The 22,193-nt window shown below is 66.1% G+C and carries 22 protein-coding genes; 8 read left to right on the plus strand and 14 right to left on the minus strand.

Features of this window, described 5'->3' with window-relative positions; translation table 11 throughout:
• Positions 1 to 50 precede the first annotated feature (50 nt).
• From C1927_RS14835 to prmB, 8 genes are all read right to left on the minus strand, one after another.
• Positions 51 to 707, minus strand: coding sequence for a phosphoribosylanthranilate isomerase (locus C1927_RS14835; RefSeq protein WP_108747095.1), 657 nt, complete (start codon positions 705 to 707; stop codon positions 51 to 53).
• On the minus strand, positions 704 to 1,474 hold the full coding sequence (gene truA, locus C1927_RS14840; protein WP_079222631.1) for a tRNA pseudouridine(38-40) synthase TruA: 771 nt from the start codon (positions 1,472 to 1,474) through the stop codon (positions 704 to 706). The genes C1927_RS14835 and truA overlap by 4 nt, the downstream gene beginning before the upstream one ends.
• 35 nt (positions 1,475 to 1,509) lie before the next feature.
• The gene (locus C1927_RS14845; protein WP_108747096.1) at positions 1,510 to 1,869 is read right to left on the minus strand and encodes a VOC family protein; all 360 of its coding nucleotides are present in this window, start codon (positions 1,867 to 1,869) and stop codon (positions 1,510 to 1,512) included.
• 23 nt (positions 1,870 to 1,892) lie between these two features.
• On the minus strand, positions 1,893 to 3,896 hold the full coding sequence (locus tag C1927_RS14850) for a FimV/HubP family polar landmark protein (protein ID WP_108747097.1): 2,004 nt from the start codon (positions 3,894 to 3,896) through the stop codon (positions 1,893 to 1,895).
• 151 nt (positions 3,897 to 4,047) lie between these two features.
• Positions 4,048 to 5,076 (minus strand): aspartate-semialdehyde dehydrogenase, encoded by a 1,029-nt coding sequence (locus tag C1927_RS14855; protein ID WP_108747098.1) that lies wholly within the window; start codon positions 5,074 to 5,076, stop codon positions 4,048 to 4,050.
• Positions 5,077 to 5,167: 91 nt separating this feature from the next.
• Positions 5,168 to 6,205: a D-glycerate dehydrogenase gene (locus tag C1927_RS14860; protein ID WP_108747099.1), complete on the minus strand. Its 1,038-nt coding sequence runs from the start codon at positions 6,203 to 6,205 to the stop codon at positions 5,168 to 5,170.
• On the minus strand, positions 6,198 to 7,301 hold the full coding sequence (gene aroC / locus C1927_RS14865; protein ID WP_079222636.1) for a chorismate synthase: 1,104 nt from the start codon (positions 7,299 to 7,301) through the stop codon (positions 6,198 to 6,200). The genes C1927_RS14860 and aroC overlap by 8 nt, the downstream gene beginning before the upstream one ends.
• Positions 7,298 to 8,227, minus strand: a complete 930-nt coding sequence (prmB, locus tag C1927_RS14870; RefSeq protein ID WP_108747859.1) for a 50S ribosomal protein L3 N(5)-glutamine methyltransferase — start codon at positions 8,225 to 8,227, stop codon at positions 7,298 to 7,300. The genes aroC and prmB overlap by 4 nt, the downstream gene beginning before the upstream one ends.
• Positions 8,228 to 8,349: 122 nt before the next feature.
• Between prmB and C1927_RS14875 the strand changes: the two genes are divergently transcribed.
• Both C1927_RS14875 and asd read left to right on the plus strand, forming a co-directional pair.
• Positions 8,350 to 9,000 (plus strand): SCO family protein, encoded by a 651-nt coding sequence (locus C1927_RS14875; protein ID WP_108747100.1) that lies wholly within the window; start codon positions 8,350 to 8,352, stop codon positions 8,998 to 9,000.
• Positions 8,997 to 9,839 carry an archaetidylserine decarboxylase gene (asd, locus tag C1927_RS14880; protein WP_108747101.1) on the plus strand — a complete coding sequence of 281 codons (843 nt, stop codon included), beginning with the start codon at positions 8,997 to 8,999 and terminating at the stop codon, positions 9,837 to 9,839. The genes C1927_RS14875 and asd overlap by 4 nt, the downstream gene beginning before the upstream one ends.
• Before the next feature lie 140 nt (positions 9,840 to 9,979).
• Here the strand turns inward: asd and C1927_RS14885 are convergent, their stop codons facing one another.
• Together C1927_RS14885 and C1927_RS14890 are read right to left on the minus strand one after the other, a co-directional pair.
• Positions 9,980 to 10,327 (minus strand): ribonuclease E inhibitor RraB, encoded by a 348-nt coding sequence (locus C1927_RS14885; RefSeq protein WP_108747102.1) that lies wholly within the window; start codon positions 10,325 to 10,327, stop codon positions 9,980 to 9,982.
• Between the two features lie 18 nt (positions 10,328 to 10,345).
• Positions 10,346 to 11,953 (minus strand): transglycosylase SLT domain-containing protein, encoded by a 1,608-nt coding sequence (locus C1927_RS14890; RefSeq protein ID WP_108747103.1) that lies wholly within the window; start codon positions 11,951 to 11,953, stop codon positions 10,346 to 10,348.
• A gap of 123 nt (positions 11,954 to 12,076) precedes the next feature.
• On the opposite strand from C1927_RS14890, the gene C1927_RS14895 reads away from it, so the two are divergent.
• Together C1927_RS14895 and greB are read left to right on the plus strand one after the other, a co-directional pair.
• On the plus strand, positions 12,077 to 13,582 hold the full coding sequence (locus tag C1927_RS14895; protein ID WP_108747104.1) for a helicase HerA-like domain-containing protein: 1,506 nt from the start codon (positions 12,077 to 12,079) through the stop codon (positions 13,580 to 13,582).
• A 51-nt stretch (positions 13,583 to 13,633) separates the two neighbouring features.
• Positions 13,634 to 14,140, plus strand: a complete 507-nt coding sequence (greB, locus tag C1927_RS14900) for a transcription elongation factor GreB (RefSeq protein WP_108747105.1) — start codon at positions 13,634 to 13,636, stop codon at positions 14,138 to 14,140.
• Positions 14,141 to 14,304: 164 nt separating this feature from the next.
• On the opposite strand, the gene C1927_RS14905 is transcribed toward greB, so the two are convergent.
• Positions 14,305 to 15,141 carry a DUF3025 domain-containing protein gene (locus C1927_RS14905; RefSeq protein WP_108747106.1) on the minus strand — a complete coding sequence of 279 codons (837 nt, stop codon included), beginning with the start codon at positions 15,139 to 15,141 and terminating at the stop codon, positions 14,305 to 14,307.
• Positions 15,138 to 16,499: a 30S ribosomal protein S12 methylthiotransferase RimO gene (gene rimO / locus C1927_RS14910; protein ID WP_079222644.1), complete on the minus strand. Its 1,362-nt coding sequence runs from the start codon at positions 16,497 to 16,499 to the stop codon at positions 15,138 to 15,140. The genes C1927_RS14905 and rimO overlap by 4 nt, the downstream gene beginning before the upstream one ends.
• A gap of 448 nt (positions 16,500 to 16,947) precedes the next feature.
• Between rimO and C1927_RS14920 the strand changes: the two genes are divergently transcribed.
• Entirely contained in the window at positions 16,948 to 17,622 is a 675-nt protein-coding gene (locus tag C1927_RS14920; protein WP_108747108.1) for a S24 family peptidase, read from the plus strand.
• A gap of 162 nt (positions 17,623 to 17,784) precedes the next feature.
• Here the strand turns inward: C1927_RS14920 and C1927_RS14925 are convergent, their stop codons facing one another.
• Complete coding sequence (locus C1927_RS14925; RefSeq protein ID WP_159095367.1) at positions 17,785 to 20,025, minus strand: P-loop NTPase fold protein; 2,241 nt, start codon at positions 20,023 to 20,025, stop codon at positions 17,785 to 17,787.
• A gap of 237 nt (positions 20,026 to 20,262) precedes the next feature.
• On the opposite strand from C1927_RS14925, the gene C1927_RS14930 reads away from it, so the two are divergent.
• The 3 genes from C1927_RS14930 to C1927_RS21540 are packed head-to-tail and all read left to right on the plus strand — an operon-like array spanning position 20,263 to position 21,536.
• Positions 20,263 to 20,934 (plus strand): dienelactone hydrolase family protein, encoded by a 672-nt coding sequence (locus C1927_RS14930; RefSeq protein WP_079222645.1) that lies wholly within the window; start codon positions 20,263 to 20,265, stop codon positions 20,932 to 20,934.
• Complete coding sequence (locus C1927_RS14935) at positions 20,931 to 21,353, plus strand: HIT family protein (RefSeq protein WP_079222646.1); 423 nt, start codon at positions 20,931 to 20,933, stop codon at positions 21,351 to 21,353. Before C1927_RS14930 ends, C1927_RS14935 begins: the two co-directional genes overlap by 4 nt.
• Before the next feature lie 15 nt (positions 21,354 to 21,368).
• Positions 21,369 to 21,536, plus strand: coding sequence for a DUF5668 domain-containing protein (locus C1927_RS21540; RefSeq protein WP_174208692.1), 168 nt, complete (start codon positions 21,369 to 21,371; stop codon positions 21,534 to 21,536).
• 70 nt (positions 21,537 to 21,606) lie between these two features.
• Here the strand turns inward: C1927_RS21540 and dcd are convergent, their stop codons facing one another.
• Positions 21,607 to 22,179: a dCTP deaminase gene (dcd, locus tag C1927_RS14940; RefSeq protein WP_079222647.1), complete on the minus strand. Its 573-nt coding sequence runs from the start codon at positions 22,177 to 22,179 to the stop codon at positions 21,607 to 21,609.
• Between the last annotated feature and the right edge of the window lie 14 nt (positions 22,180 to 22,193).

The raw sequence follows: 22,193 nt of genomic DNA on the forward strand, positions 1-22,193 counted from the left end.
TGAAGACGCGCGCCGACCGCAGGCGGCGACGCGCGCGGGATCGTGCCGGGTCACTCCAGCACGGTGCAGTCGGCGCTGCGCACCTCTTCGACGAACGTGCGCATCTTGTAGCCGTCCTTGATGCCCGGCTCGACCTCGATGCCGCTGGACACGTCAACGCCCCACGGCAGGGTGGCGAGGATGGCGTCCTTCACGTTCTCCGGGTTCAGCCCGCCGGCCAGCAGGAAGGGACGGTGCAGGCCGGTCGGAATGCGCGCCCAGTCGAAGGCCACGCCGGTGCCGCCACCGCCACCCGGGGCGTGGCTGTCGAACAGGAAACCGGCAGCACTGGGGTAGCGCAGCTGCAGGGTGCGCGCATTGACGTCCTCGCGACCGCCCATGGCGATCGCCTTCAGGTACGGCATGTTGAAGCTGCGGCAGAAGCTTTCGTCTTCCTCGCCATGGAACTGCAGCAGGGTCGGACGCACGGTGCGCAGCACTTCACGCACTTCTTCCTTGCTGTTGTTGCGGAACAGCGCCACCACGTCGACCATCGGTGCGATCGCCTGGCGCATCGCCCGGGCTTCGGCCGGGGCCACCCGGCGGCTGCTTTCACGGGCGAAGATGAAACCCACCGCGTCCACGCCCAGTTCGCCGGCCAGGCGCACATCGCCGGCGCGGGTCATGCCACAGAACTTGATGCGGGTACGGTAGTAGGAGCGGCTCATAAGGTGACCTCGGCAGGCAGATGCCAGTTGTCGGGGTACAGCGGCCCCAGGAACACCAGCCCCTGCGGAGGTGCGGTAGGGCCGGCAACGGTTCGGTCGCGTCCGGCCAGCAGCTCGGCGATCCACTCCACCGGTTTCTCGCCGCTGCCGACCAGGATCAGCGAACCGACGATATTGCGGACCATGTGATGAAGGAATGCATTACCGCGCACCGCCACCTCGATCACCTCGCCCTGGCGGCTGACCTGCAGGGACTGCAGCTCGCGCCGCGCATGCAGGGCCTGGCACTGCACCGAGCGGAACGCGCTGAAGTCGTTCTCGCCGAGCAGGGCCTGGCCGGCGGCATGCATGAGGGTCTCGTCCAGCGCCCGTCGTTCCCAGCTGAGGGTCTGCCGGTCCAGCGCCGGGCGCACCTCGCGGTTGAGCAGGCGGTAGCGGTAGCGGCGGGCGCGCGCCGAGAAGCGGGCGTGGAAATCGTCGGCCACCGGCACGCACCAGCGCACCGCGATGGAGCGCGGCAGGCGGGTGGTGGTGCCCAGCATCCAGGCGCGCGGATCGCGCACCACGTCGGTATCGAAATGCACGACCTGGCACTGGCCGTGCACGCCGGCATCGGTGCGGCCGGCGCAGACCACCTGCAGCGGCGCATCGGCCACCGAGGACAGGGCTTTCTCCAGGCTCGCCTGGACGCTGGGTCCGCCCTCGCCCAGGTTCTGCCAGCCCCTGAAATCGCTGCCGTCGTATTCGACGCCGAGCGCGTAACGCATGTGCTGCTACCTCGATGTTGCGGGTGGGACGGCGCTCAGGCCGGGTCGCGTTCGGACCAGATCGCCAATTCGTTGCCACCGGGCTCGACGAACTGGAAGCGGCTGCCACCGGGGAAAGAGAAGACGGGCCGGACGATCTGGCCGCCGGCCGCGCGCACGGCCGCTTCGACCGGTGCCAGCAGATCGGCATACAGCACCAGCAGCGGTGCGCCGGCTTCGGCCCGCTGCGGCTGGCCACGGAAGAAGCCGCCCTGCAGGCGGCCATCGTCGAAGGCGGTGTAGTCCTCGCCGTAGTCGACGAACGACCAGCCGAACACGGCCTCGAAGAAGGCACGGCTGGCGGCCGGGTCGGCCGAGGCGAACTCAACGTAGTCGATGCGGTTTTCGCGAGTCATGGGCGGCGCCTGTGGTCCTGTGGTCAGTCCAGCCGGGCGAGCAGTTCGCGCGCCTGCGCCTGGCAGTGCACGTCGCCATCGGTGGCGACTTCTTCCAGCAGCGTCCGCGCGGTCTGCGCGTCGCCCAGGTCGAGGTAGGCGATGGCCAGTTCCAGCCGCTCCTGGCCCGCGCGCGGGACCCAGTCGGGGTCGCTGGATCCATCGGCCGCCACCGCCTCGTCGAGGGGCGCGGCCGCGGGCGGCGCAGCCTCCGCCGGTTCGGCCGGCAGATCGAACACGCCGCGGAACTCCGGCTGCTGCTCGGCCTGCAGCGCGTAATCGGGCACGCCGACCTCATCGGCCGGTTCCGGCGGAGCGGGCGTGAATTCGGGCGCGGGTTCATCCCAGCGCGGGGCGTCACTCACCGCCGGCGGCAGTTCGTCGCCCTCGTCGGTCACCAGCGCCCCCACCTGCCAGGACGTTTCGACGTCGGCAGCAGGCGGTGCCATCGGTTCTTCAACCGGCTCGGGCGGCAGCGCATCCTGGTCGGCATGCGCCTGGGCGGCACGGTCGTCTTCGAGGGCCCAGGCCGGCATCGACGGTTCCTGGCGGCCATCCTCTTCGTGGCCAGCGGCCCACGACGACTGCTCGGCCAGCGAATCCAGCGCGGCACCGGCAGGCACCGCTGCGGCCAGGGCCACGGCGTCGCCTTCCTCACGCAGCGGCGGCAACGGCGAGGGCTTGCGCCGGCGCAGCAGCCAGGCGGCACCGGCCACCAGCAGCAACAGCGGAAGGCCCAGCCAGTACCACGGCGTGCCGCCGGCGGGTGCGCCGGGCGGTTGCGCCAGGCGCTGCTGGGCAGCGGCCAGGTCGTTGTCCTTCATCGCAATCAAGGACTGCTGCTGTTCCTTCAGCTTCTCCAGCTCGGCCACGCGCTGCTTCAGCTCACCGATCTCGGCATCGCGGGTGGCAACGTCTTCCCTGGCCTGCCGCAGTTGTTCATTGCCCAGCATGTCACCCTCGCTGCCGGCACCGGTGCCGGTGGTTGTGCCCGCGTGCGCGGCGTCGGACGCCAGCGCCGGAGCGATCTCAAGACGTGCCCCTGCGCTGGCGGCAGCAGCAGCGGGCGTCGCGGTGGCGGCCACGGGCGCGGCCGCCGGTGTACCGGCAGGCTGCGGCACCGTGCGCGCCTGGCGCCACTGCGCGGCATGCTCGCGGACCAATGCGGCGGCTTCGTTGCCGTCGATCGCGGCCAGGGCGTCGCTGCCCGGCACGCGCAGTACCGCGCCCTGCTTGAGCAGGTTGACGTTGCCGCGGATGAAGGCCTCCGGATTGGCACGCAGCAGGGCGATCATCGCCCGCTCCCGGCTGATCTGGTTGCCGCGGGCCAGCGCACCGGCAATCTGCGAAAGGGTCTGGCCCTGCTGCACGGTGATGCTGCCGTCGGCAGCGGCCCGGGCAGCGGGTGCGGCGGCACGCGGCCGCGGCTCGGCCGGTCGCGCGGCGGTGACCGGCGCGGCCGGGGCGGCGGCAGGCGCCTGCGCTGCCGGCGGCGGCGTATCGCGGGTGATGGTGTTGCCCAGCACCCCGGCCGGGGCGACGATTTCCGGCTCGGCGACGGCCAGTGCGCTGGCCGGTGCATCGACCAGGGCGGAATATTCGCGGACCAGACGGCCCTGGCCCCAGTCGGCTTCGACCAGGAAGCTCAGCGACGGGGTTTCCACCGGGGCCTGCGAGGTCACCCGCACCACCGCCCTGCCCTGGCTGTTGGTGGTCAGTTCGAACTGGAGTTCGCTGACCAGGCCGGTCGGCCGCTGCAGGCCGACCCGCTCGAAGGTGGCGGCCGAGGCCAGCGCCACGCGCAGGTTCTCGAGCTCGGAAGGATCGGCGGACACCACCGGGATCTCGGCCAGCAGGGGCTGGCCGGGGCGTGACAGCACGCGGATGTCGCCCAGGCCCAGGGCCATGGCCGAACTGCTGGCCAGTGCCAGCAGCGCGGCGGAGAGATAGAAGAGCGGGCGCGTTGCGCCCCTGGCCCGTTTATTCATGGGCGACACTATAAAGCGTGCGGACCGCGGTCCGCACCCACCTGAAACACCCTTGCGGTAGTGCCGGCCGCTGGCCGGCAGACAGGCAGACCCGCCCACCATGGCAATGCCGGCCAGCGGCCGGCACTACCGGTGAGGCAACAGCGGATGATCAGCGCTGTTCGGCGGCGACCAGCTCGGCCAGCTGCACGGCGTTCAGCGCCGCGCCCTTGCGCACGTTGTCCGAGACGATCCACAGGTTCAGGCCGCGCGGGTGCGACAGGTCTTCACGGATGCGGCCGACGTACACCGCATCGGTGCCCGAGGCGTGGGTGACCGGGGTCGGGTAGCCACCAGCTTCATGGCGGTCCACCACTTCCACGCCCGGCGACTGCTCCAGCAGCGCGCGCGCTTCGGCCACGGTCACCTTGTCGCGGGTTTCGATCGCCACCGATTCGGAGTGGCCGTAGAACACCGGCACGCGCACGGCGGTCGGGTTCACCAGGATGCTCTCGTCGCCGAGGATCTTGCGGGTTTCCCAGACCAGCTTCATCTCTTCCTTGGTGAAGCCGTTGTCCTGGAAGTCGTCGATGTGCGGGATCAGGTTGAAGGCGATCTGCACCGGGAAGCGCTGCGGATCGATGTCCTGGAAGCTCAGCAGCTGGCCGGTCTGCTTGCCCAGCTCTTCCATCGCCGAACGGCCACCGCCGGACACCGACTGGTAGGTGGACACGTTGATGCGCTCGATGCCGTACTTGCGGTGCAGCGGCGCCAGCGCCACCAGCATCTGCATGGTCGAGCAGTTCGGGTTGGCGATGATGCCGCGCGGACGGTTGCCGACCTGGTCCGGGTTGACCTCGGACACCACCAGCGGCACGTCATCGTCGTAACGGAAGGCCGAGGAGTTGTCGATCACCACCGCACCGGCGGCGGCGAACTTCGGCGCGTATTCCTTGGACACGCTGCCACCGGCCGAGAACAGGGCGATCTCCACGCCGCTGGGGTCGAAGGTGGCCAGGTCCTGGATCTTCACCTTCTGGCCTTCGAACTCGACTTCACCGCCGGCCGAGCGCTCGGAAGCGAGCAGGCTCAGGGTACCGACCGGGAAGTTGCGCTCGGCCAGGATGGCCAGCATGGTCTCGCCGACGGCACCGGTGGCACCGACGATGGCGACGTGGAAGCTGCGTTGTGCATTGCTCATGGGGGAACTCTCACGAAAACGGGAAGGGGAAAAACTCACGCACGACAGCTGGGTTCGGGGAACCTCCTCAGGCGGGGCGCGCAGAGGTTCCCTATCGTTTCCCGGTTTTTTTGCCCAGCGCGGCACGCGCGGCGAGGGCCGCGTCGGCATTGATCGCGCTCGGCATGCGCGCTGCTTCGCCGGCCAGGCCGAGGCCGGCCAGCAGGTTGTCCACGGCCAGCTGCACCATGGCGGTACGGGTGCCCAGCGACGCGCTGCCGATATGCGGGGTCAGCACCACGTTGTGCAGCGCCAGCAGTTCCGGGCGTACCTTCGGTTCGCCTTCGTAGACATCCAGGCCGGCGGCGGCCAGGCGGCCATGGGCCAGCGCATCGGCCAGGGCCAGCTCGTCGACGATGCCGCCACGGGCGATGTTCACCAGGGTGGCCGACGGCTTCATCTTCGCCAGCGCGGCCGCATCGATGATGTGGTGCGAGGCGGGGGTGTACGGCAGCACGGTGACCAGGTGGTCGGACTGCGCCAGCAGCGTGTCCAGGTCCACGTAGGTGGCACCCAGTGCGGCCTCGGTTTCGGCCGGCAGGCGCGAACGGTTGTGGTACAGCACCTTCATGCCGAACCCGTGTGCACCCCGGCGGGCAACGCCCTGGCCGATGCGGCCCATGCCGAGGATGCCCAGCGTGCTGCCATGGATATCGGCGCCGAGCATGGTCTGGAACGACCACTGGCCCCACTGTCCGTCACGCAGCCAGCGCTCGGATTCGGTGATGCGGCGCGCAGTGGCCATCAGCAGGGCGAAACCGAGGTCGGCCGTGGTCTCGGTGAGCACGTCCGGGGTGTTGCTGGCGAGGATGCCGGCCGCGCTCAGCGCGTCGACATCCAGGTTGTTGTAGCCGACGCCGACGTTGGCGATCACCTGCAGCTGCGCGGCATCGGCCACCTGGGCCGCGCCGATGCGCTCGTTGAGGGTGATGATCGCACCGTCGACCGAGGCCAGGCGCTCGGCGATCTGCTGTGGCGACCAGGCGGTGACGGTATCGGTGGCCAGCAGCTGCACGCGATCGCGCAGCGGCGCGATGGCCGCGTCGATCAGCGGCTGGCTCACCCACACCGTCGGCCGGGTATCAGCCATCGATCTGCCCGGGAATGCGCGGGGTGATGGTGCCGACATCGCCGCACTGGGCGCGGTGGCGCAGCGCCTGGTCCATCAGCACCAGGGCCATCATCGCCTCGGCGATGGGGGTGGCGCGGATGCCGACGCAGGGGTCGTGGCGGCCGGTGGTGACCACCTCGACCACGTTGCCTTCGGTATCCAGCGACGGGCCCGGCAGGCGCAGGCTGGAGGTCGGCTTGAGGACGATGGACGCGACCACCGGCTGGCCGGTGGAAATGCCACCGAGAATGCCGCCGGCATGGTTGCTGGCAAACCCCTGCGGGGTCAGCAGGTCACGGTGTTCGGTGCCCTTCTGCGCGGCGCTGGCGAAGCCGTCGCCGATCTCCACGCCCTTCACTGCGTTGATGCTCATCAGCGCGGCGGCGAGGTCGCCGTCGAGCTTGCCGTAGATGGGTTCGCCCCAGCCCGGCGGCACGTTGTCGGCCACCACGTCCACGCGCGCACCGACCGAATCACCGGACTTGCGCAGCGCATCCATGTACGCCTCCAGCTCGGGCACCTGCTCGGCATGCGGCCAGAAGAACGGGTTGTCTTCCACCGCCGACCAGTCGAAACCGGCCGGACGGATCTCGCCCAGCTGCGACAGGTAGCCACGCACGGTCACGCCGAAGCGTTCGGCCAGCCACTTCTTGGCGACCACGCCGGCGGCCACGCGCATGGTGGTCTCGCGCGCGGAAGAACGGCCGCCACCGCGCGGGTCGCGGATGCCGTACTTGTGCCAGTAGCTGTAGTCGGCATGGCCCGGCCGGAACTGCTGGCCGATGTTGGCGTAATCCTTGCTGCGCTGGTCGGTGTTGCGGATCAGCAGCGCGATCGGGGTGCCGGTGGTCAGGCCCTCGTACACGCCGGACAGGATCTCGACCTCGTCGGCCTCGCGGCGCGCCGAGGTGTGCCGGCTCTTGCCGGTGGCGCGGCGCTGCAGGTCGTGGGCGAATTCGGCCGCATCCAGCGCCAGCCCCGGCGGGCAACCGTCGAGCACGCAGCCGATGGCCGGCCCGTGCGACTCGCCGAACGTGGTGACGGTGAACAGCTTGCCGAACGAATTGGAACTCACGGGCGCTGCGCCGCCAGTTCGGTGATGCGGGCGCTGTGGGCGATCAGCTCGCGGCATTCGACCGCGAAGATGCCCATCTGGCCGACCTTGAATTCAACCCAGGCGAAATCGACTTCCGGCAGCAGCTTGATCAGGTGCTGTTCGGATTCACCCACTTCGCAGATCAGCAGGCCGTCCTCGCTCAGGTGCAGCGGGGCGTCGCGCAGGATCTTCAGCACCAGGTCCAGGCCGTCGTCGCCGGCACGCAGGCCCATTTCCGGCTCGTAGGAGTATTCCTGCGGCAGGGCATCGGTCTCGTCGTTGGTGACGTACGGCGGGTTGGTGACGATGAGGTCGTAGTGGCGCCCGGTCAGGCCGTTGAACAGGTCCGACTTCAGCAGGGTCACGTTGTGCGCCTGCAGGCGTTCCTTGTTCTCTTCGGCCAGCGACAGCGCGTCATCGCTCAGGTCGACGCCGTCCACTTCCCAGTTCGGGTAGTAGTGGCCCATGGCGATGGCGATGCAGCCCGAACCGGTGCACAGGTCCAGCGCGCGGCTGACGTCACGGCCGGCCAGCCACGGCTCGAAGCCGCACTCGATCAGCTCGGCGATCGGCGAACGCGGCACCAGGGCGCGTGAATCGCTCTTGAAGCTGAGGCCGGCGAACCAGGCTTCACCGGTCAGGTAGGCGGCCGGGACACGCTCGTCGATGCGGCGCTGGAACAGCTCCAGCACGCGCAGCTTTTCGGCCTGCAGCAGGCGGGCCTGGCCGTAGGCCGGGCCGAGGTCGTGCGGCAGGTGCAGGCTGTGCAGCACCAGCTGGGTGGCCTCGTCCAGGGCGTTGTCGTAGCTGTGCCCGAAGGTCAGCCCGGCTTCGTTGAAACGGCTGGTGCCGTAGCGGATCAGGTCGATGATCGTGTGGAGTTCGGCGGCCGTTTCAGCGGTCATGGCGGTACTGCGGGCAAAGTGGCCCACGATTATAGGGGCTGGCGCCCGCGGCGGCATCCGTTGCGACGGAAACGATCAGGCCGCAGCCGGTATGATGGGGATTACTTCCTGCGGGGGCTCCCATGTTCAATCGCAACGTCGGCATCATCCTGCTGATCGCCCTGGCGGCGGGCCTGGGCCTGCTGGCCGCGCAGCAGGTGTTCGCGCCGAAGCCGCCGGCCAACCAGCCGGCCACCGAAGCGATCACCCTGTACCCGCACACCCGCGAGCTGCCCGACTTCAATCTGGCCCAGTCCGACGGCACCCGGCTCATCCCCGGCGAGCTGAAGGGCCACTGGACCCTGGTGTTCCTGGGCTTCACCTTCTGCCCGGACGTGTGCCCGACCACCCTGGCCGAGCTGGCCGGCGCGCAGAACCAGTGGGAGGCCCTGCCCGACACCCTGCGCCCGCGCGTGCTGTTCGTTTCGGTGGACCCGGACCGTGACAACGCCACCCGCCTGGGCGAGTACGTGCACGGCTTCCACAAGGACACCCTGGCCGCCACTGCCGACATCCCGTCGCTGGAGCGCTTCGCCACCTCGCTGGGCTTCGTGTTCCAGAAGGTGCCGGGCAAGCATTTCGACGAGAATCCCGAGGATTACACCGTCGAGCACTCGGCCAGCCTGGCCGTGCTCGACCCGCAGGGTCGGCTTGCCGGCCTGGTGCGGCCCCCGTTCAACGCGCCGGCCATCGCCCGCGACCTGCAGAAGCTGACCGAGAAATCCGCCCCATGAGCCTGACCACCGCCCTGACGTACGCCCTGCCCCACCGCCTGCTGTCCTCGATGGCGCGCTCGCTGGCGTACTCGGACGACCCGCGCGTGTCGCGCTGGCTGATCGATACGGTCACCCGCAAGTTCAACGTCAACCTGGACGAAGCGGCCAACCCCGATCCGCGCAGCTACCCGACCTTCAACCAGTTCTTCACCCGCGCCCTGAAGCCGGGCGCACGCGTGGCCGACGCCGATCCGCGCAGCCTGGTGATGCCGGCCGATGGCCGCATCAGCCAGCTGGGGAAGATCGAGGCCGGCCGCATCTTCCAGGCCAAGGGCCAGTCCTTCACCGCCGCCGAGCTGCTGGGCAGCGAGGAGGACGCCAAGCCGTACAACGAAGGCCTGTACGCCACGGTGTACCTGTCGCCGCGTGACTACCACCGCGTGCACATGCCCTGGGCCGGCACCCTGCGCGAGACCGTACACGTGCCCGGCCGCCTGTTCAGCGTCGGCCCGGCCGCGGTGAACGGCGTGCCGCGCCTGTTTGCCCGCAACGAGCGCCTGGTCTGCCACTTCGATACCAGCTTCGGCCCGATGGTCAGCGTGATGGTCGGTGCGCTGCTGGTGTCCGGGGTGGAAACGGTGTGGAGCGGCGAAGAGATCCCGGCCTACGGCGACCGCATCACCCGCAAGGATTACCGTGGCCAGGGCATCCAGCTGGAGCGCTTCGCCGAAATGGCGCGCTTCAACTACGGCTCGACCGTGATCGTGCTGCTGCCTCCGGGCGTGGCCGAGTTCGCCCCGCAGCTGGGCGCCGAAAGCCCGGTGCAGCTGGGCCAGGCGCTGGCGAAGCTGCGCTGAGGAAGCGGCAACAATGCCGGCCAGCGGCCGGCACTACCGGGTCGGTAGATCCACGCCATGCGTGGATGGATTCACCACCGGGTCGGTAGATCCACGCCATGCGTGGATGGATTCACCGCGATGCCGGCCAGCGGCCGGCACTACTGCAGGGTCGGGGCCGGGCCGACGTCGACGCCGTCGTAGTCTTCCACGCCGGTCTGGCTGGCCAGGGCGGCCAGTTCCTGGTTCCGCAGGTCCAGCGAGGTCTCGTCGTGGATTTCCACGCGCTCCACGTGCAGCACGTGGAAGGCCGCATCGCCCTCCTCCGGCTCCTGCTCGAACAGCTCCACCACCTCATAGCCCTGGGCTTCCAGGGTGGTCGCCAGCGCCTGCAGGCGGTCCGGGGTGGAGTGCACGAAGTAATAGCCCCACAGCAGGGGCTTGGCGAGATCCCAGTCGGTGTTCTCGCGCAGGTTGGCGAACAGATCGCGGGTTGCTTCCAGGTCCATGGCTCTCTTCCGGTTCGGTTACTTGTCGCAGCCCTGCAGCTTCAGCACCTGGCCAGGGCGCAGGCTGTAGCTGGGGGCCTTCAGGCCGTTGGCGCGCGCCAGGGTCGGCACTTCGCACCGGAACTTCGCCGCGATGCGGCCCAGGGTGTCGCCCTTGCCGACCTTGTAGGTCTTGGCAGGCTTGGCCTTGGGCGCAGCCGGACGCGGCGCAGCCACCGGCGCGCTCGGTGCGGTCGGCACCGTGGTACTGGCGTTCGGGTCGGCCAGCGGCACTACGCCACCCACCGCCACGCTGCCGGTGTAGCTGGCGGCGGTCGGGCGCACGATGGCCGCGTTCAGGTCGGCGGTGATGAGGGTGCGGGCAAGGTCCGCGCGCGGGCCGCTGACACAGTTGCGCTGGTACAGGCCGGCGATGCGGGTGGTGGCATTGATCAGCGTGCCGGCCGGAATCCAGCCATCGGCTTCATAGCGCGGGTTGAGGTTGCGCAGCACGCGCATGTAGCCATCACGGGTGCCGTGGCTGCCCAGGCAGATGGTCAGCTCGTAGATGGTGGTGGACTTGGCCAAGCGCAGCGTCGCCGGCTGCGCGCTGATCTTCGGGAACTCCACGCCGTACTGCTGCGGGTGCAGGAAGATCCAGGCGGCAGCGATCACCATGGGCACGTAGTCCTTGGTCTCGCCGGGGAACTGGTTGTAGACGCTGTCGGTCCAGAAGCTCTGCCCGCCGCTCTGCTTGAACACGCGCGCGGCGCGGCCTTCGCCGCCGTTGTAGGCGGCCACCGACATTTCCACGTTGTTGTTCAGTTCGCGCAGGCGCTCGTTGAGATAGCTGGCGCTGGCTTCAGCGGCGCTGCGCGCGTCAAAGCGCGTATCGAAGCCGGTGCCGTCCGGGCCCAGCCCGAAGCGGCGGCCGGTGGCGGGCATGAACTGCATCAGGCCGGCAGCGCCAGCGCGCGAGGAGGCATGCACGCGGCCATTGGATTCCTTGGCCATGATGCCGAACAGCAGCGCTTCGGGCAGGCCGCGCTTTTCCCACTCGGGCCACATCACCGCACGCAGGTTCTGGTAGTTCTCGTAGCTGGTCAGCAGCGCCGGGCGCATGTCGGTCAGCCAGCGGCGGATGCCCGCCTGCACGGCCGGGTTGTAATCGACCATGTTGTCGAAGGCATGGCGCTTGTCGTTGAGCAGGGCCGCGGCGCGGGCCGCCTCGGGTACATCGGCGGTGAGCGGGCCGACGTGGTCCGGGTCGGCTTCCAGGCGGTCGCCGCTTTCATCGGCGGTGTCATCGCTGGCAGCCGCGTCGGCATCACGCTTGAGCAGGCGCTTGTAGGTGGCCAGCATGTTGCTCATCTGGCAGCCCTTCTGCTTCACGCATTCGCTGATGACATCTTCCATGTCCTCCAGCGCGGCGTCGGCTTCGTTGCTGCCCTTCGGGTCGGAATTGGCGACCAGCAGCAGGGCATCGCTGTAGCGTTTCTCGGCGGTGGCCATGCGCTGCTGCAGCGCCTCGGCCTTCGCCTGGTCCCGCGCCGAGACACGCTGCGCATGGGCGTCGGGCGCCAGGGATACCAGGCCGGCAAGTGCCAGCAGCGGCCAACCACGGGAAATCAGGACAGGAACGGGCATTGGTGGCACTGTGTGCGAAACAGGCAGGCAGAGTAGCGGGGCCGCCAAGGTCCGGGCAACCCGGCCGTCGGCCCGCGACCGTCGCCGGTTAACATTGGGCGCATTCACCACAAGGGCTGGACCATGGATCCGATTCTGCTGGGCAAAGGCATCACCGATGATGTGGCCGTCACCCTGCTGCCGAAACTCGGCAACCGCCATGGCCTGGTTGCCGGCGCCACCGGCACCGGCAAGACCGTGACCCTGATGACCCTGGCCGAGGGTTTCTCGCGGCTGGGCGTGCCGGTATTCCTGGCCGATGTGAAGGGCGATGTGTCCGGCCTGGCCGTGCCCGGTACCGGCGCCGATGCGCTGCTGCAGCGCGCCGCCGAGATCGGGGTGGCCGACTATGCCCCGGCCGCCAGCCCCACCGTGTTCTGGGATCTCTACGGCAAGCTCGGCCACCCGGTGCGCACCACCATCAGCGAAATGGGCCCCACCCTGCTGGCGCGCATCCTGGAGTTGAACGACACCCAGGCCGGCGTGCTCGACATCGTTTTCAAACTGGCCGACGACCGCGGCCTGCTGCTGCTGGACATGGATGACCTGCGCGCCCTGCTCGGCCTGGTGGCCGAGGAGCGCAAGGACATCTCCACCGAGTACGGTCTGGTCAGCGCGCAGTCGATCGCCGCCATCCAGCGCGCGGTGCTGCGCCTGGCCCAGGACGGCGGCGAAGGCTTCTTCGGTGAACCGGCGCTGGAACTGGCCGACCTCATGCGGGTCAACCACGACGGCCGCGGCGTGGTCGGCATCCTCGCCGCCGACCAGCTGGTGCTCAAGCCCAAGCTCTATTCCACGTTCCTGCTGTGGCTGCTGTCGGAACTGTTCGAGCAGCTGCCCGAAGTGGGCGACCTGGACAAACCCAAGCTGGTCTTCATCTTCGACGAGGCGCACCTGCTGTTCGACGACGCGCCGGCCTCGCTGGTGCAGCGCATCGAGCAGGTGGTGCGGCTGATCCGCTCCAAGGGCGTGGGCGTGTACTTCTGCTCGCAGTTCCCCGACGACGTGCCGGGCAACATCCTCGGCCAGCTCGGCAACCGCGTGCAGCATGCGCTGCGCGCCTTCACCCCGCGCGACCAGAAGGCGGTGAAGACCGCCGCCGAGACCTTCGTACCGAACCCGAAGCTGGACGTGGCCAAGGTGCTCAGCCAGCTCGGCACCGGTGAAGCACTGGTATCCACGCTGCAGGACAAGGGCGTGCCGATGCCGGTGCAGCAGACGATGATCGCCCCGCCGCGCTGCCGGATGGGGCCGATCACCGAGGCCGAGCGCGCGCAGGTGCGTGCCGGCAGCCCGGTCGGCACCCGTTACGACACCGCGGTGAACCGCGAATCGGCAGCCGAGCTGCTGGCCCAGCGCGCGCAGAAGGCGACCGAGAAGGCCGCAGCCCCGGCCGCCCGCAGCCGCGAACAGGATGACGCACAGGAAGGCGGCTTCGGCCAGTCGATCAAGGATGCGATCTTCGGCACCAAGCGCCGCCAGGGCATGATCGAAACCATGGCCAAGCAGACCACGCGCACCGTCGGCACCAAGCTGGGCAACCAGATCGTGCGTGGCATCCTCGGCGGCATCTTCGGCGGCAAGCGCTGATCTGCTGCTGCCCCGCTCCCCATTTGTCATCCAGAAAAGAAGCCGTACCGCATGTCCCGCTGGCGTCCCCCCGCAGAAAAAAGCACCGCCCTGATCACTGCCACCGGCCATGCCCGGCTGAAAGCCGAACTGGATGACCTGTGGCGCGTGCGCCGCCCGGAGGTGGTGAAGGCGCTGGCCGCTGCCGCCGCCGAGGGCGACCGCTCGGAAAATGCCGAGTACACCTACCGCAAGAAGCAGCTGGGCGAAATCGACCGCCGCGTGCGCTACCTGACCAAGCGCCTGGAATCGCTGCGCGTGGTCGACACCACGCCGACCGACCCGCAGGCGGTGTTCTTCGGGGCGTGGGTGGAGCTGGAGAACGTGGACAGTGGCGAAACCAGCCGCTATCGCATCGTCGGCCCGGACGAGACCGATGCAGGGCTGGGCTGGATCAGCATCGACTCGCCGCTGGCGCGGGCGCTGCTGAAGAAGCGCATCGATGACGAGTTCGCAGTGGAGCTGCCCGGCGGCCAGTTCACGTTCGCGGTGATCGGCGTGGAGTACGCGGCGCCGTAACGTCGACGGTCGGTCGACTGCGCCGCTGTTGGTAGAGTCGACTGTTAGTCGACTATCGCGCGCAGCGCGGGGGTTTTCATGGCCCCAAGGGCAATGTAGTCGACTAACAGTCGACTCTACCAACAGTCGACTCTACCAACAGTCGACTCTACCAACGGTCGACTCTACCGAAGCAGAGGCAGCGGCGGCGGGTACTGGCGGCCAGCGCGCAGCGGGCGGAAATAATCGGCGTTGCCGTAGAAGGCATCATCCTGCTGCTCATGCCAGCCGGGAATACCTGCCAACGGCAGCGGCCGCAGCTGCAGCGGATCACCCAGCACCCTGCCCTCGCCGATGGCGCGCGCAACCGTGTCGATGCACGCGACCTCCTCTTCAGCCTGCACCAGCACGCACTTGCCGACCAGCAACCGGCCCGGCAGCAGCGCCTGTTCCATCAGCGCGTGGCCGAACACCGCCACGATGCCGATGCCGGCGCCCTGCCAGTGCGACGGTTCAAACAGCGCGCGCCAGTCATGCGCATCCCACGCGGCCAGCACGGCCGGATCGCGCACCTGCACGACCACACCGGTTTCATCGAACTGGGTCAGCGCGGCCTGCGCGCGGTTGCGCTGGCCGGGCGCCATCGCCGCGATGTGCCGGCACTGCTGGGCATTGAGCGCGCGCTTGAGCGACGGCAGGCTGGCCCAGGCCAGTGCGTTGAACAGGTCGTGCCAGTTATCGGCGCGGGTGGCGATGCGGCCTTGGGCAATACGGGTTTCGTAGTGCAGGCCGTCGGCCAGCAGGGCTGCATCCTGCTCCACCAACTGCACGCCCGGCAGCGCCAGCCGGGCATCCAGCACGGAGACGGCCGGCCACCCGGGTCCGGCCAGCAGATCGGCGAAACCGCGCACGCCGGCAAACAGCGGATGGTCGAACACCCGCGCATCGACCGCCGCACGCAGCGGCGGGATGAAGCGACGAGGGCCGCCTGCGTCGCCGCCGGCGGCCGTCGCTGCGGTCACAGCACCTTGAGGTCGAACGCCGGGCGGGCAGCGCTGGGCAGCGCGTCACCGTACAGATCGTGCTCGTCGCTCTCGGTGATTTCCACGTTGACGAACTCGCCCACGCGCAGCGGCACCTGGTCGGCGTTCTGGATGTGCACCAGACCGTCGATTTCCGGGGCATCGGCCTTGGAACGGGCCACGGCGATATCGCCTTCGATGGCATCGACCAGGCACTGCTGCACGGTGCCGATCTTGGCTTCCAGGCGTGCAGCGGAAATCTGCGCCTGCTTTTCCATGAAGCGCGCCAGGCGCTCCTGCTTCACTTCTTCCGGCACCGCGTCCGGCAGGTCGTTGGCGGTGGCGCCCTCGACCGGCGAATAGGCAAACGCGCCCACGCGGTCCAGCTGCGCTTCGTCCAGGAACGACAGCAGTTCTTCGAACTCGGCCTCGGTCTCGCCCGGGAAGCCGACGATGAAGGTCGAACGCACGGTGATGTCCGGGGCGATACGGCGCCAGTTCTGCACGCGCTCGAGGGTCTTCTCGACCGCACCGGGGCGCTTCATCAGGCGCAGGATGCGCGGGCTGGCGTGCTGGAACGGAATGTCCAGGTACGGCAGGATGCGGTTTTCCGCCATCAGCGGCACCACCTCGTCCACGTGCGGGTACGGGTAGACGTAGTGCATGCGCACCCAGGCATCGAGTTCGGACAGGCCTTCGCACAGCGCCTTCAGGCGGGTCTGGTAAGCCTTGTCGCGCCACATCTTCTCGGCGTACTTCACGTCCACGCCATAGGCCGAGGTGTCCTGCGAAACCACCAGCAGTTCGCGCACGCCGCCGCGCACCAGGCGCTCGGCTTCGCGCAGCACCTCATCCACCGGGCGCGAGACCAGCTTGCCGCGCATCGACGGGATGATGCAGAAGCTGCACTTGTGGTTGCAGCCTTCGGAAATCTTCAGGTACGCGTAGTGGCGCGGGGTCAGCTTGATGCCGTAGTCCGGCACCAGGTCCACGAACGGGTCGTGCTTGGGCGGCAGCGCTTCGTGCACCGCTTCCATCACGCTCTGGTAGTCCTGCGGGCCGGACACCGCCAGCACGTTCGGGTACGCCTCGCGGATCTGCTCCGGGCGCTTGCCCAGGCAGCCGGTGACGATGACCTTGCCGTTCTGGTTCATCGCCTCGCCGATGGCGTCCAGCGACTCGGTCACCGCCGAATCGATGAAGCCGCAGGTGTTGACCACCACCACGTCGGCCGAATCGTAGGACGGGACGATGTCATAACCTTCCGAGCGGAGCTGGGTGAGGATGCGCTCGGAATCGACAAGGGCCTTCGGGCAGCCAAGGCTGACGAAGCCGACTTTGGGGTTCAGCTGGGACATGGAAATCGCGGGACTCTGGGGGCCTGGGCCCCTGCCGGCATGGCAGGGGGTCCTGGGGGCCGGGGCCTGAAAGGGCGCCAGTATAACGGGGTTGATGCGCCACCTCTGAACGACAGATCGGCTGATCCCCTGCCCGCTCGGCACCCTACCGCCTGAGCGTGTACCACCCGTCGTCGGGCGGTATCGAACGACCGTCACCATCGCTTTCTTCGCGGAAGGCTTCAGGCCTCAACAGTTGCAGGAACTGTCGCCTTGCGGCCGGTATGCCCTTCAACCGCCATTGGCTGACAGAAGCGGAGCTCACCTCGCATATGCGGGCCACCCTGCCGGTCCCTCCCATGCGATCGATGACGGTAGAAGCACTAGGATTTTTCATGGCCTGAAATTAGACACATCTAATTCACGGGTCAATAGCCACTCCTAATTAGCTAAGAATTAGTCTTTCCTAATGACTACTCTTTCTGAACGCTTGGCCCGTGCACTCCGACACGCCCAGATCACCAAGGCCCATCTGGCCCGAGAGGTCGGCGTTTCAGCACCGAGCGTCCATAACTGGTTCAGCGGAAAGGCAAAATTTCTGCGTGGAGCGAACCTCTTGGCGGCGGCCAAGGTGCTCGGAGTCAGTGAATCCTGGCTCGCGACCGGTAACGGCACGATGCTGCCCCCAGGCGCCATCGCAGATGGCAAGCCGGCGGTCGAGGAGATGGGACCGCCTCCGGGATACGTTCGCTTCAACGTCCTGGAAGCAGACACGGGTGTCACCTACGACACACCCGAGGTGATGAGAACGATCGAGGTTGCCGAATGGGAGGTGCGACGGAAGCTCGGCTTCCTGCCGCAGCCCGGACGCATCCAGATCATCACCGGTCGCGGGCCCTCGATGCGGCCCAAGCTGGAAGATGGCGACATCGTCTGGATCGATACCAACTTCGATCACTTTGACGGTGACGACTACTACCTCATCACCCTTGGCGGCGAAACCCAGATCAAGATGCTGCAGAAGCGGGGCGATGGCCTGTACGTGGTGAGCGTGAACACGGACTTCCCGCCCTATCGCCCCGAGCCCGGCAACGTCAGCATCCTTGGCAAGGCGCTGGTCCATGCGGGGCTGCGCAAGTTCTGAGAGGAGCCCCGTTGCTACAGGACTTCTTCACTATTTTTGGATTCTGCAGATGGAAGGCAGGCAAATTGTAAAAACGTGTTGATCTCAATAATGCGAATAGAAGTCGGCATCCAGATTGACTTCACCGCCACCAACGCGCGTTTACAGTCTGGCTCCAGAAAATCATTCATCTTTTTCTTTGACCATGGCCGCAAGCAAGTTACGAGCGCGCGAATCCGGCCTGGTCTTCGTTAAATTTGTGAGCTTCCGCTTCACCAACTCTAGGTCCATGAACCTTTCCACATGCTCCTCATATAGCGGCCGAGTCACAACGCCATTGGAACTACGCCATCCCCTCATTCGTTCCAGAACATGTAAGAGACCGTAATCGGAGTCAACCCATTCTTTCAGCTTTTCGCGAACCTCGTTTGTCACACCCGGATCGAACTGCACCAGCGCGTAAAGGAAAGGAAGCAGGCGATCAATGGTTTCAATTTCGGAAACCCCCATCCCCCGGAATCTCGAAATCAATTCAGAACCCGCACAATCAAGCTCCGCCGCGGAAAAAATCCAATTCTCCTCACTCTCTGAACGGTCGCCATAGATCCCATGCGCAAAAACCTCTCGCCTGAAGATATTAACCAGCCACTCAATGGATGATACCCCTCCAAAAATTTGAGTTACCAAAACTGCTCTAGCTGCCGGCGTTGCTCGACCCCAGAGAGTAGCGAAAAGCATCTCACCATCGTGCCAAACGGAATTAATCCCAAAGCCACTCTCATGTTCAGGTCCGGAAAAGACATGCATCACGTCAGCCAAGGCATATATCAAGCCCGAAAGTGCATCGTCAGGCAGTGATTCGACAGCACCCTCAATCCGGTCAATAAGCATACTTATGCCGAGCCCCCCACCCGAGTCCTTTCGAGTTGCCAGCGAAAGCATCTTTTGCACCCCACCCTTAAGGTTAAGACGAGAACTTTCAATCAACCCCTCAAGCTCATAGTCACTGATTGCCCCGTGGGGCGCAGAAAAAGCAAAGTACAAACGGTGATGGTGCAGACTGGAAAGCCTTCCATTGCGACCAGATACCACACCATCGGTCTCGTAAAGACTCAATACCATCTCGCCGGGCCGGCCGTTCACATTACTGCGCGCCTTAACTCCAGGAAGAATTTCGGCAAGCATACTGAGTCGCCCAGCCACCGAAGCACCCGGCTGCATAGAATTGAGAATTGCTCTCAACGCATCTTCATCCGCTTGCTTTTGAGCATCTTGGATTCCAGCCCCAGCATTGAGCGCCGAGAACTCCACCAAGTAATACTCCACCCACTTGAATAAATCGTGGCTTTGCAATCGAATCAACTGCAGCCAAACCAAATCCGCAATATCGACCTGCCCTGCAATGTGCCCACCGTAGAACCTGAGAGCATTTATCGCCCGGACTACGTGTCTCGGAGTCGAAAGGCCAAGACCTCCTTCAAAATCTATTACCCGCTCCAGCCTATCGTGGACACCCATACCACCAACATCACTCACCGCTAGAACTTCAGAAAAATAATTCATAATCTCCGCACGCAGCATCCTGCGAAGATCAAACGACTGCGGACGTGGAATAGGATAGGAGACCTGGACGATCTTACCCAAGAAATCGTCACCATCCGCCAACTGCAGAGCAGACTCAAGACTCTTTGCAACCACGGCGCGCGAATAGCAAAGAACAAACACAATGTTTGGGAAATCAACAACCGCGCGGACCAATCGCAAAACCTCCACAACCTCTTGCGGTTCCAAACGATCTAGATCATCGATTAGTACAACGATCTTCCTATCCAGATTTGCAAGCTCTCTACTGAGCTTCGCCTTTTCGTCCGCCAGTGAATCCGTGTCAAGCCATGAGTCCACAAATTCTTTCCCCACGTGCACTGCTGCTCCGGCCGCGCCTCCCGAAAAACCAATGTCCGCCAGACGAGCAGCCTGCACTACCCTTCCCGAAAATTTAGAGTAAAGACGCTTGATCCGGCTAGCACGCCGCCATCGCGCGAGGTAGCCGGGCCTCGACAACACCTGCAAGACTCTCCCCAGAACGGTAGATGCCCGAGACGGGGTAACAATATTAATCGATGCATTGAGAATCTCTGAAAACAGCTCATGCAGCAACCCTTCTCTGGAGCTGATCAACCAAGGGAGAAATGAGATAACCTCAGCAGGCGAGTCCTCTTCACTAATGGCGGCGACCACCAGATTAATGAAGCTGGATTTCCCCGCCCCCCAATCTCCCTCAATACCTATGACAAAACCATCGGGAGACGACATTGAATGAATTGATCGCGCTACCAGCCTTGCAGCATCTCCAAATCCGAGCAAATCCTCACCAAAACTACCAATCGGCTTATCTCCGTGATAGCTGAAATTTCGCCTATCCATAGCCATTCTTCCTGATGAATTTTCCAACGATGAGAACCGAGATCGCCGAAGGCATCCTGGTCCGGAATTTTTGCGCGTCTAGAGAAATCTAGCGGGCACGATACGGTGCATCAGTGTAGCGGGCTTAGGAGCGCCCTCTGAATGGCCAGCCGCCTGATCGGGCACAGCCGCTGACACGCCGCTAACCCGGCCAGCGTCGACAATGCAGGCCTGTCCCCTGCAACGAGGTACCCGACGATGTCCGAATGGATCACCCTGGATACGCATCATGGCCCGGTCCGCGCCTGGCAGGTCCTGCCCGAGGGCAAGCCGCGCGCGGCGCTGGTGGTCATACAGGAAATCTTCGGGGTCAATGCGCACATGCGCGGGGTCGCCGAGCGCTTCGCCGCCGAAGGCTACGCCGTGCTGGCGCCGTCGTTCTTCGATCTGGTCGATGGCCCGGAGTCCGACCCCGACGCCCTGCCCTACAGCCCGGAAGGCGTGAAGGACGGCCTGGAACGGGTCAACACCCTGGGCATGGAAAAGGCGCTCGAAGTGGTGCGCGCGGCGGCGACGCGCCTGGCCCCCTACGGCAAGGTCGGCACCGTCGGCTACTGCTGGGGCGGCAGCGTGGCCCTGTTGGCGGCGATGCGCCTGGGCCTGCCGTCGGCCAGCTACTACGGCGGCCGCAACGTCAATTTCCTCGACGAAACGCCGAAGGCGCCGGTGATCTTCCACTTCGGCGCCCAGGACAAGAGCATCCCGCCGGAGGCCGTGCAGGCCCACCGCGAAAAGCTGCCGCAGATGGCCACCTACGTCTATCCGGCCGACCACGCCTTCAACCGGGAGGTCGGACATGCGTATGATCCAGACAGCGCCGCCCTGGCGCTGCAACGCACCCTCGATTTCTTCACGGAGCATCTTGGATGAGCGATTTCGAACTGGATTCACGCCTGGCCACCGACAGCGTGCTGGTTGCTGAAGGACCGTTGTCGCAAGTGCGGTTGATGAACGACGAACGATTCCCCTGGCTGGTCCTGGTGCCGCGCCTGGCCGGGATCACAGAGTGGATCGAGCTGGACGGCGAGCAGCAGGACAAGCTGCGCACCGAACTCAACCGCGCCTGCAAGGCCCTGCATGGCTCGGACGGGGTGGAGAAGATCAACATCGGGGCGCTGGGCAACATCGTGCGCCAGCTGCATTTCCACGTGATCGGCCGCCATGACGGCGATCCTGCATGGCCCGGCCCGGTCTGGGGCAGCGGGCCAGCGCACCGTTACGAGCCGGCCGCGCTGGACCAGCATGTCGCCTACTGGAAGGAACGGCTAGGATATCCGGCCCACCCCTGAGCCTTTGACGACCCGATGCGATTCAATCTTGTCGCCGCCATCCTGCTGATCCTGATCGGCTTGTTCATGCTCGCCAGCAACCTGGGCTGGACGCACCTGAATGTTTCCAAGCTGTTCCTGACCTGGTGGCCGGTCGGCCTGGTCGGCGTCGGCATCGCGATGCTGTTCGGACGCGGCAAATAAACAAAGGCGGCGCAAGCGCCGCCTTTGTCCATGTGCAGCCGGGCATGGCCCGGCGCTACCGACAGGTTGCTCAGGTACGCGGCAGGGTCACGCCGGTCTGGCCCTGGTACTTGCCACCGCGGTCCTTGTACGAGGTTTCGCAGACATCGTCGGCCGCCGCCTGGAAGAACAGCATCTGGGCCACGCCTTCGTTGGCGTAGATGCGCGCCGGCAGCGGCGTGGTATTGCTGAATTCCAGGGTCACGTGGCCTTCCCACTCCGGTTCCAGCGGGGTCACGTTGACGATGATGCCGCAGCGGGCATAGGTACTCTTGCCCAGGCACACCACCAGGGTGTCGCGCGGGATGCGGAAGTATTCCACCGTGCGGGCCAGCGCGAAGCTGTTGGGCGGGATGATGCACTCATCACCGACGATGTCCACGAAGCTGCCCGGATCGAAGTGCTTGGGGTCGACGATCGTGGAGTTGATGTTGGTGAACACCTTGAACTCGCGCGAGCAGCGCACGTCGTAACCATAGCTGGAGGTGCCGTAGCTGACGATGCGCTCACCGTTGGCATGCTTCACCTGCCCGGCCTCGAACGGCTCGATCATGCCGTGCTGCTCGGACATACGGCGGATCCAACGGTCACTCTTGATGCTCATGCTTTGTCCTGGGT

Origin of the sequence: Stenotrophomonas sp. ZAC14D1_NAIMI4_1 (assembly GCF_003086775.1) — a bacterium.
Classification (GTDB): domain Bacteria; phylum Pseudomonadota; class Gammaproteobacteria; order Xanthomonadales; family Xanthomonadaceae; genus Stenotrophomonas.

What these genes read in the sequence shown, in the direction of transcription:
- C1927_RS14835 (WP_108747095.1), bottom strand. Translation starts at nt 707, where the DNA reads ATGAGCCGCTCCTACTACCGTACCCGCATCAAGTTCTGTGGCATGACC.
- truA (WP_079222631.1), bottom strand. Translation starts at nt 1,474, where the DNA reads ATGCGTTACGCGCTCGGCGTCGAATACGACGGCAGCGATTTCAGGGGC.
- C1927_RS14845 (WP_108747096.1), bottom strand. Translation starts at nt 1,869, where the DNA reads ATGACTCGCGAAAACCGCATCGACTACGTTGAGTTCGCCTCGGCCGAC.
- C1927_RS14850 (WP_108747097.1), bottom strand. Translation starts at nt 3,896, where the DNA reads ATGAATAAACGGGCCAGGGGCGCAACGCGCCCGCTCTTCTATCTCTCC.
- C1927_RS14855 (WP_108747098.1), bottom strand. Translation starts at nt 5,076, where the DNA reads ATGAGCAATGCACAACGCAGCTTCCACGTCGCCATCGTCGGTGCCACC.
- C1927_RS14860 (WP_108747099.1), bottom strand. Translation starts at nt 6,205, where the DNA reads ATGGCTGATACCCGGCCGACGGTGTGGGTGAGCCAGCCGCTGATCGAC.
- prmB (WP_108747859.1), bottom strand. Translation starts at nt 8,227, where the DNA reads ATGACCGCTGAAACGGCCGCCGAACTCCACACGATCATCGACCTGATC.
- C1927_RS14875 (WP_108747100.1), top strand. Translation starts at nt 8,350, where the DNA reads ATGTTCAATCGCAACGTCGGCATCATCCTGCTGATCGCCCTGGCGGCG.
- asd (WP_108747101.1), top strand. Translation starts at nt 8,997, where the DNA reads ATGAGCCTGACCACCGCCCTGACGTACGCCCTGCCCCACCGCCTGCTG.
- C1927_RS14885 (WP_108747102.1), bottom strand. Translation starts at nt 10,327, where the DNA reads ATGGACCTGGAAGCAACCCGCGATCTGTTCGCCAACCTGCGCGAGAAC.
- C1927_RS14890 (WP_108747103.1), bottom strand. Translation starts at nt 11,953, where the DNA reads ATGCCCGTTCCTGTCCTGATTTCCCGTGGTTGGCCGCTGCTGGCACTT.
- C1927_RS14895 (WP_108747104.1), top strand. Translation starts at nt 12,077, where the DNA reads ATGGATCCGATTCTGCTGGGCAAAGGCATCACCGATGATGTGGCCGTC.
- greB (WP_108747105.1), top strand. Translation starts at nt 13,634, where the DNA reads ATGTCCCGCTGGCGTCCCCCCGCAGAAAAAAGCACCGCCCTGATCACT.
- rimO (WP_079222644.1), bottom strand. Translation starts at nt 16,499, where the DNA reads ATGTCCCAGCTGAACCCCAAAGTCGGCTTCGTCAGCCTTGGCTGCCCG.
- C1927_RS14920 (WP_108747108.1), top strand. Translation starts at nt 16,948, where the DNA reads ATGACTACTCTTTCTGAACGCTTGGCCCGTGCACTCCGACACGCCCAG.
- C1927_RS14925 (WP_159095367.1), bottom strand. Translation starts at nt 20,025, where the DNA reads ATGGATAGGCGAAATTTCAGCTATCACGGAGATAAGCCGATTGGTAGT.
- C1927_RS14930 (WP_079222645.1), top strand. Translation starts at nt 20,263, where the DNA reads ATGTCCGAATGGATCACCCTGGATACGCATCATGGCCCGGTCCGCGCC.
- C1927_RS14935 (WP_079222646.1), top strand. Translation starts at nt 20,931, where the DNA reads ATGAGCGATTTCGAACTGGATTCACGCCTGGCCACCGACAGCGTGCTG.
- C1927_RS21540 (WP_174208692.1), top strand. Translation starts at nt 21,369, where the DNA reads ATGCGATTCAATCTTGTCGCCGCCATCCTGCTGATCCTGATCGGCTTG.
- dcd (WP_079222647.1), bottom strand. Translation starts at nt 22,179, where the DNA reads ATGAGCATCAAGAGTGACCGTTGGATCCGCCGTATGTCCGAGCAGCAC.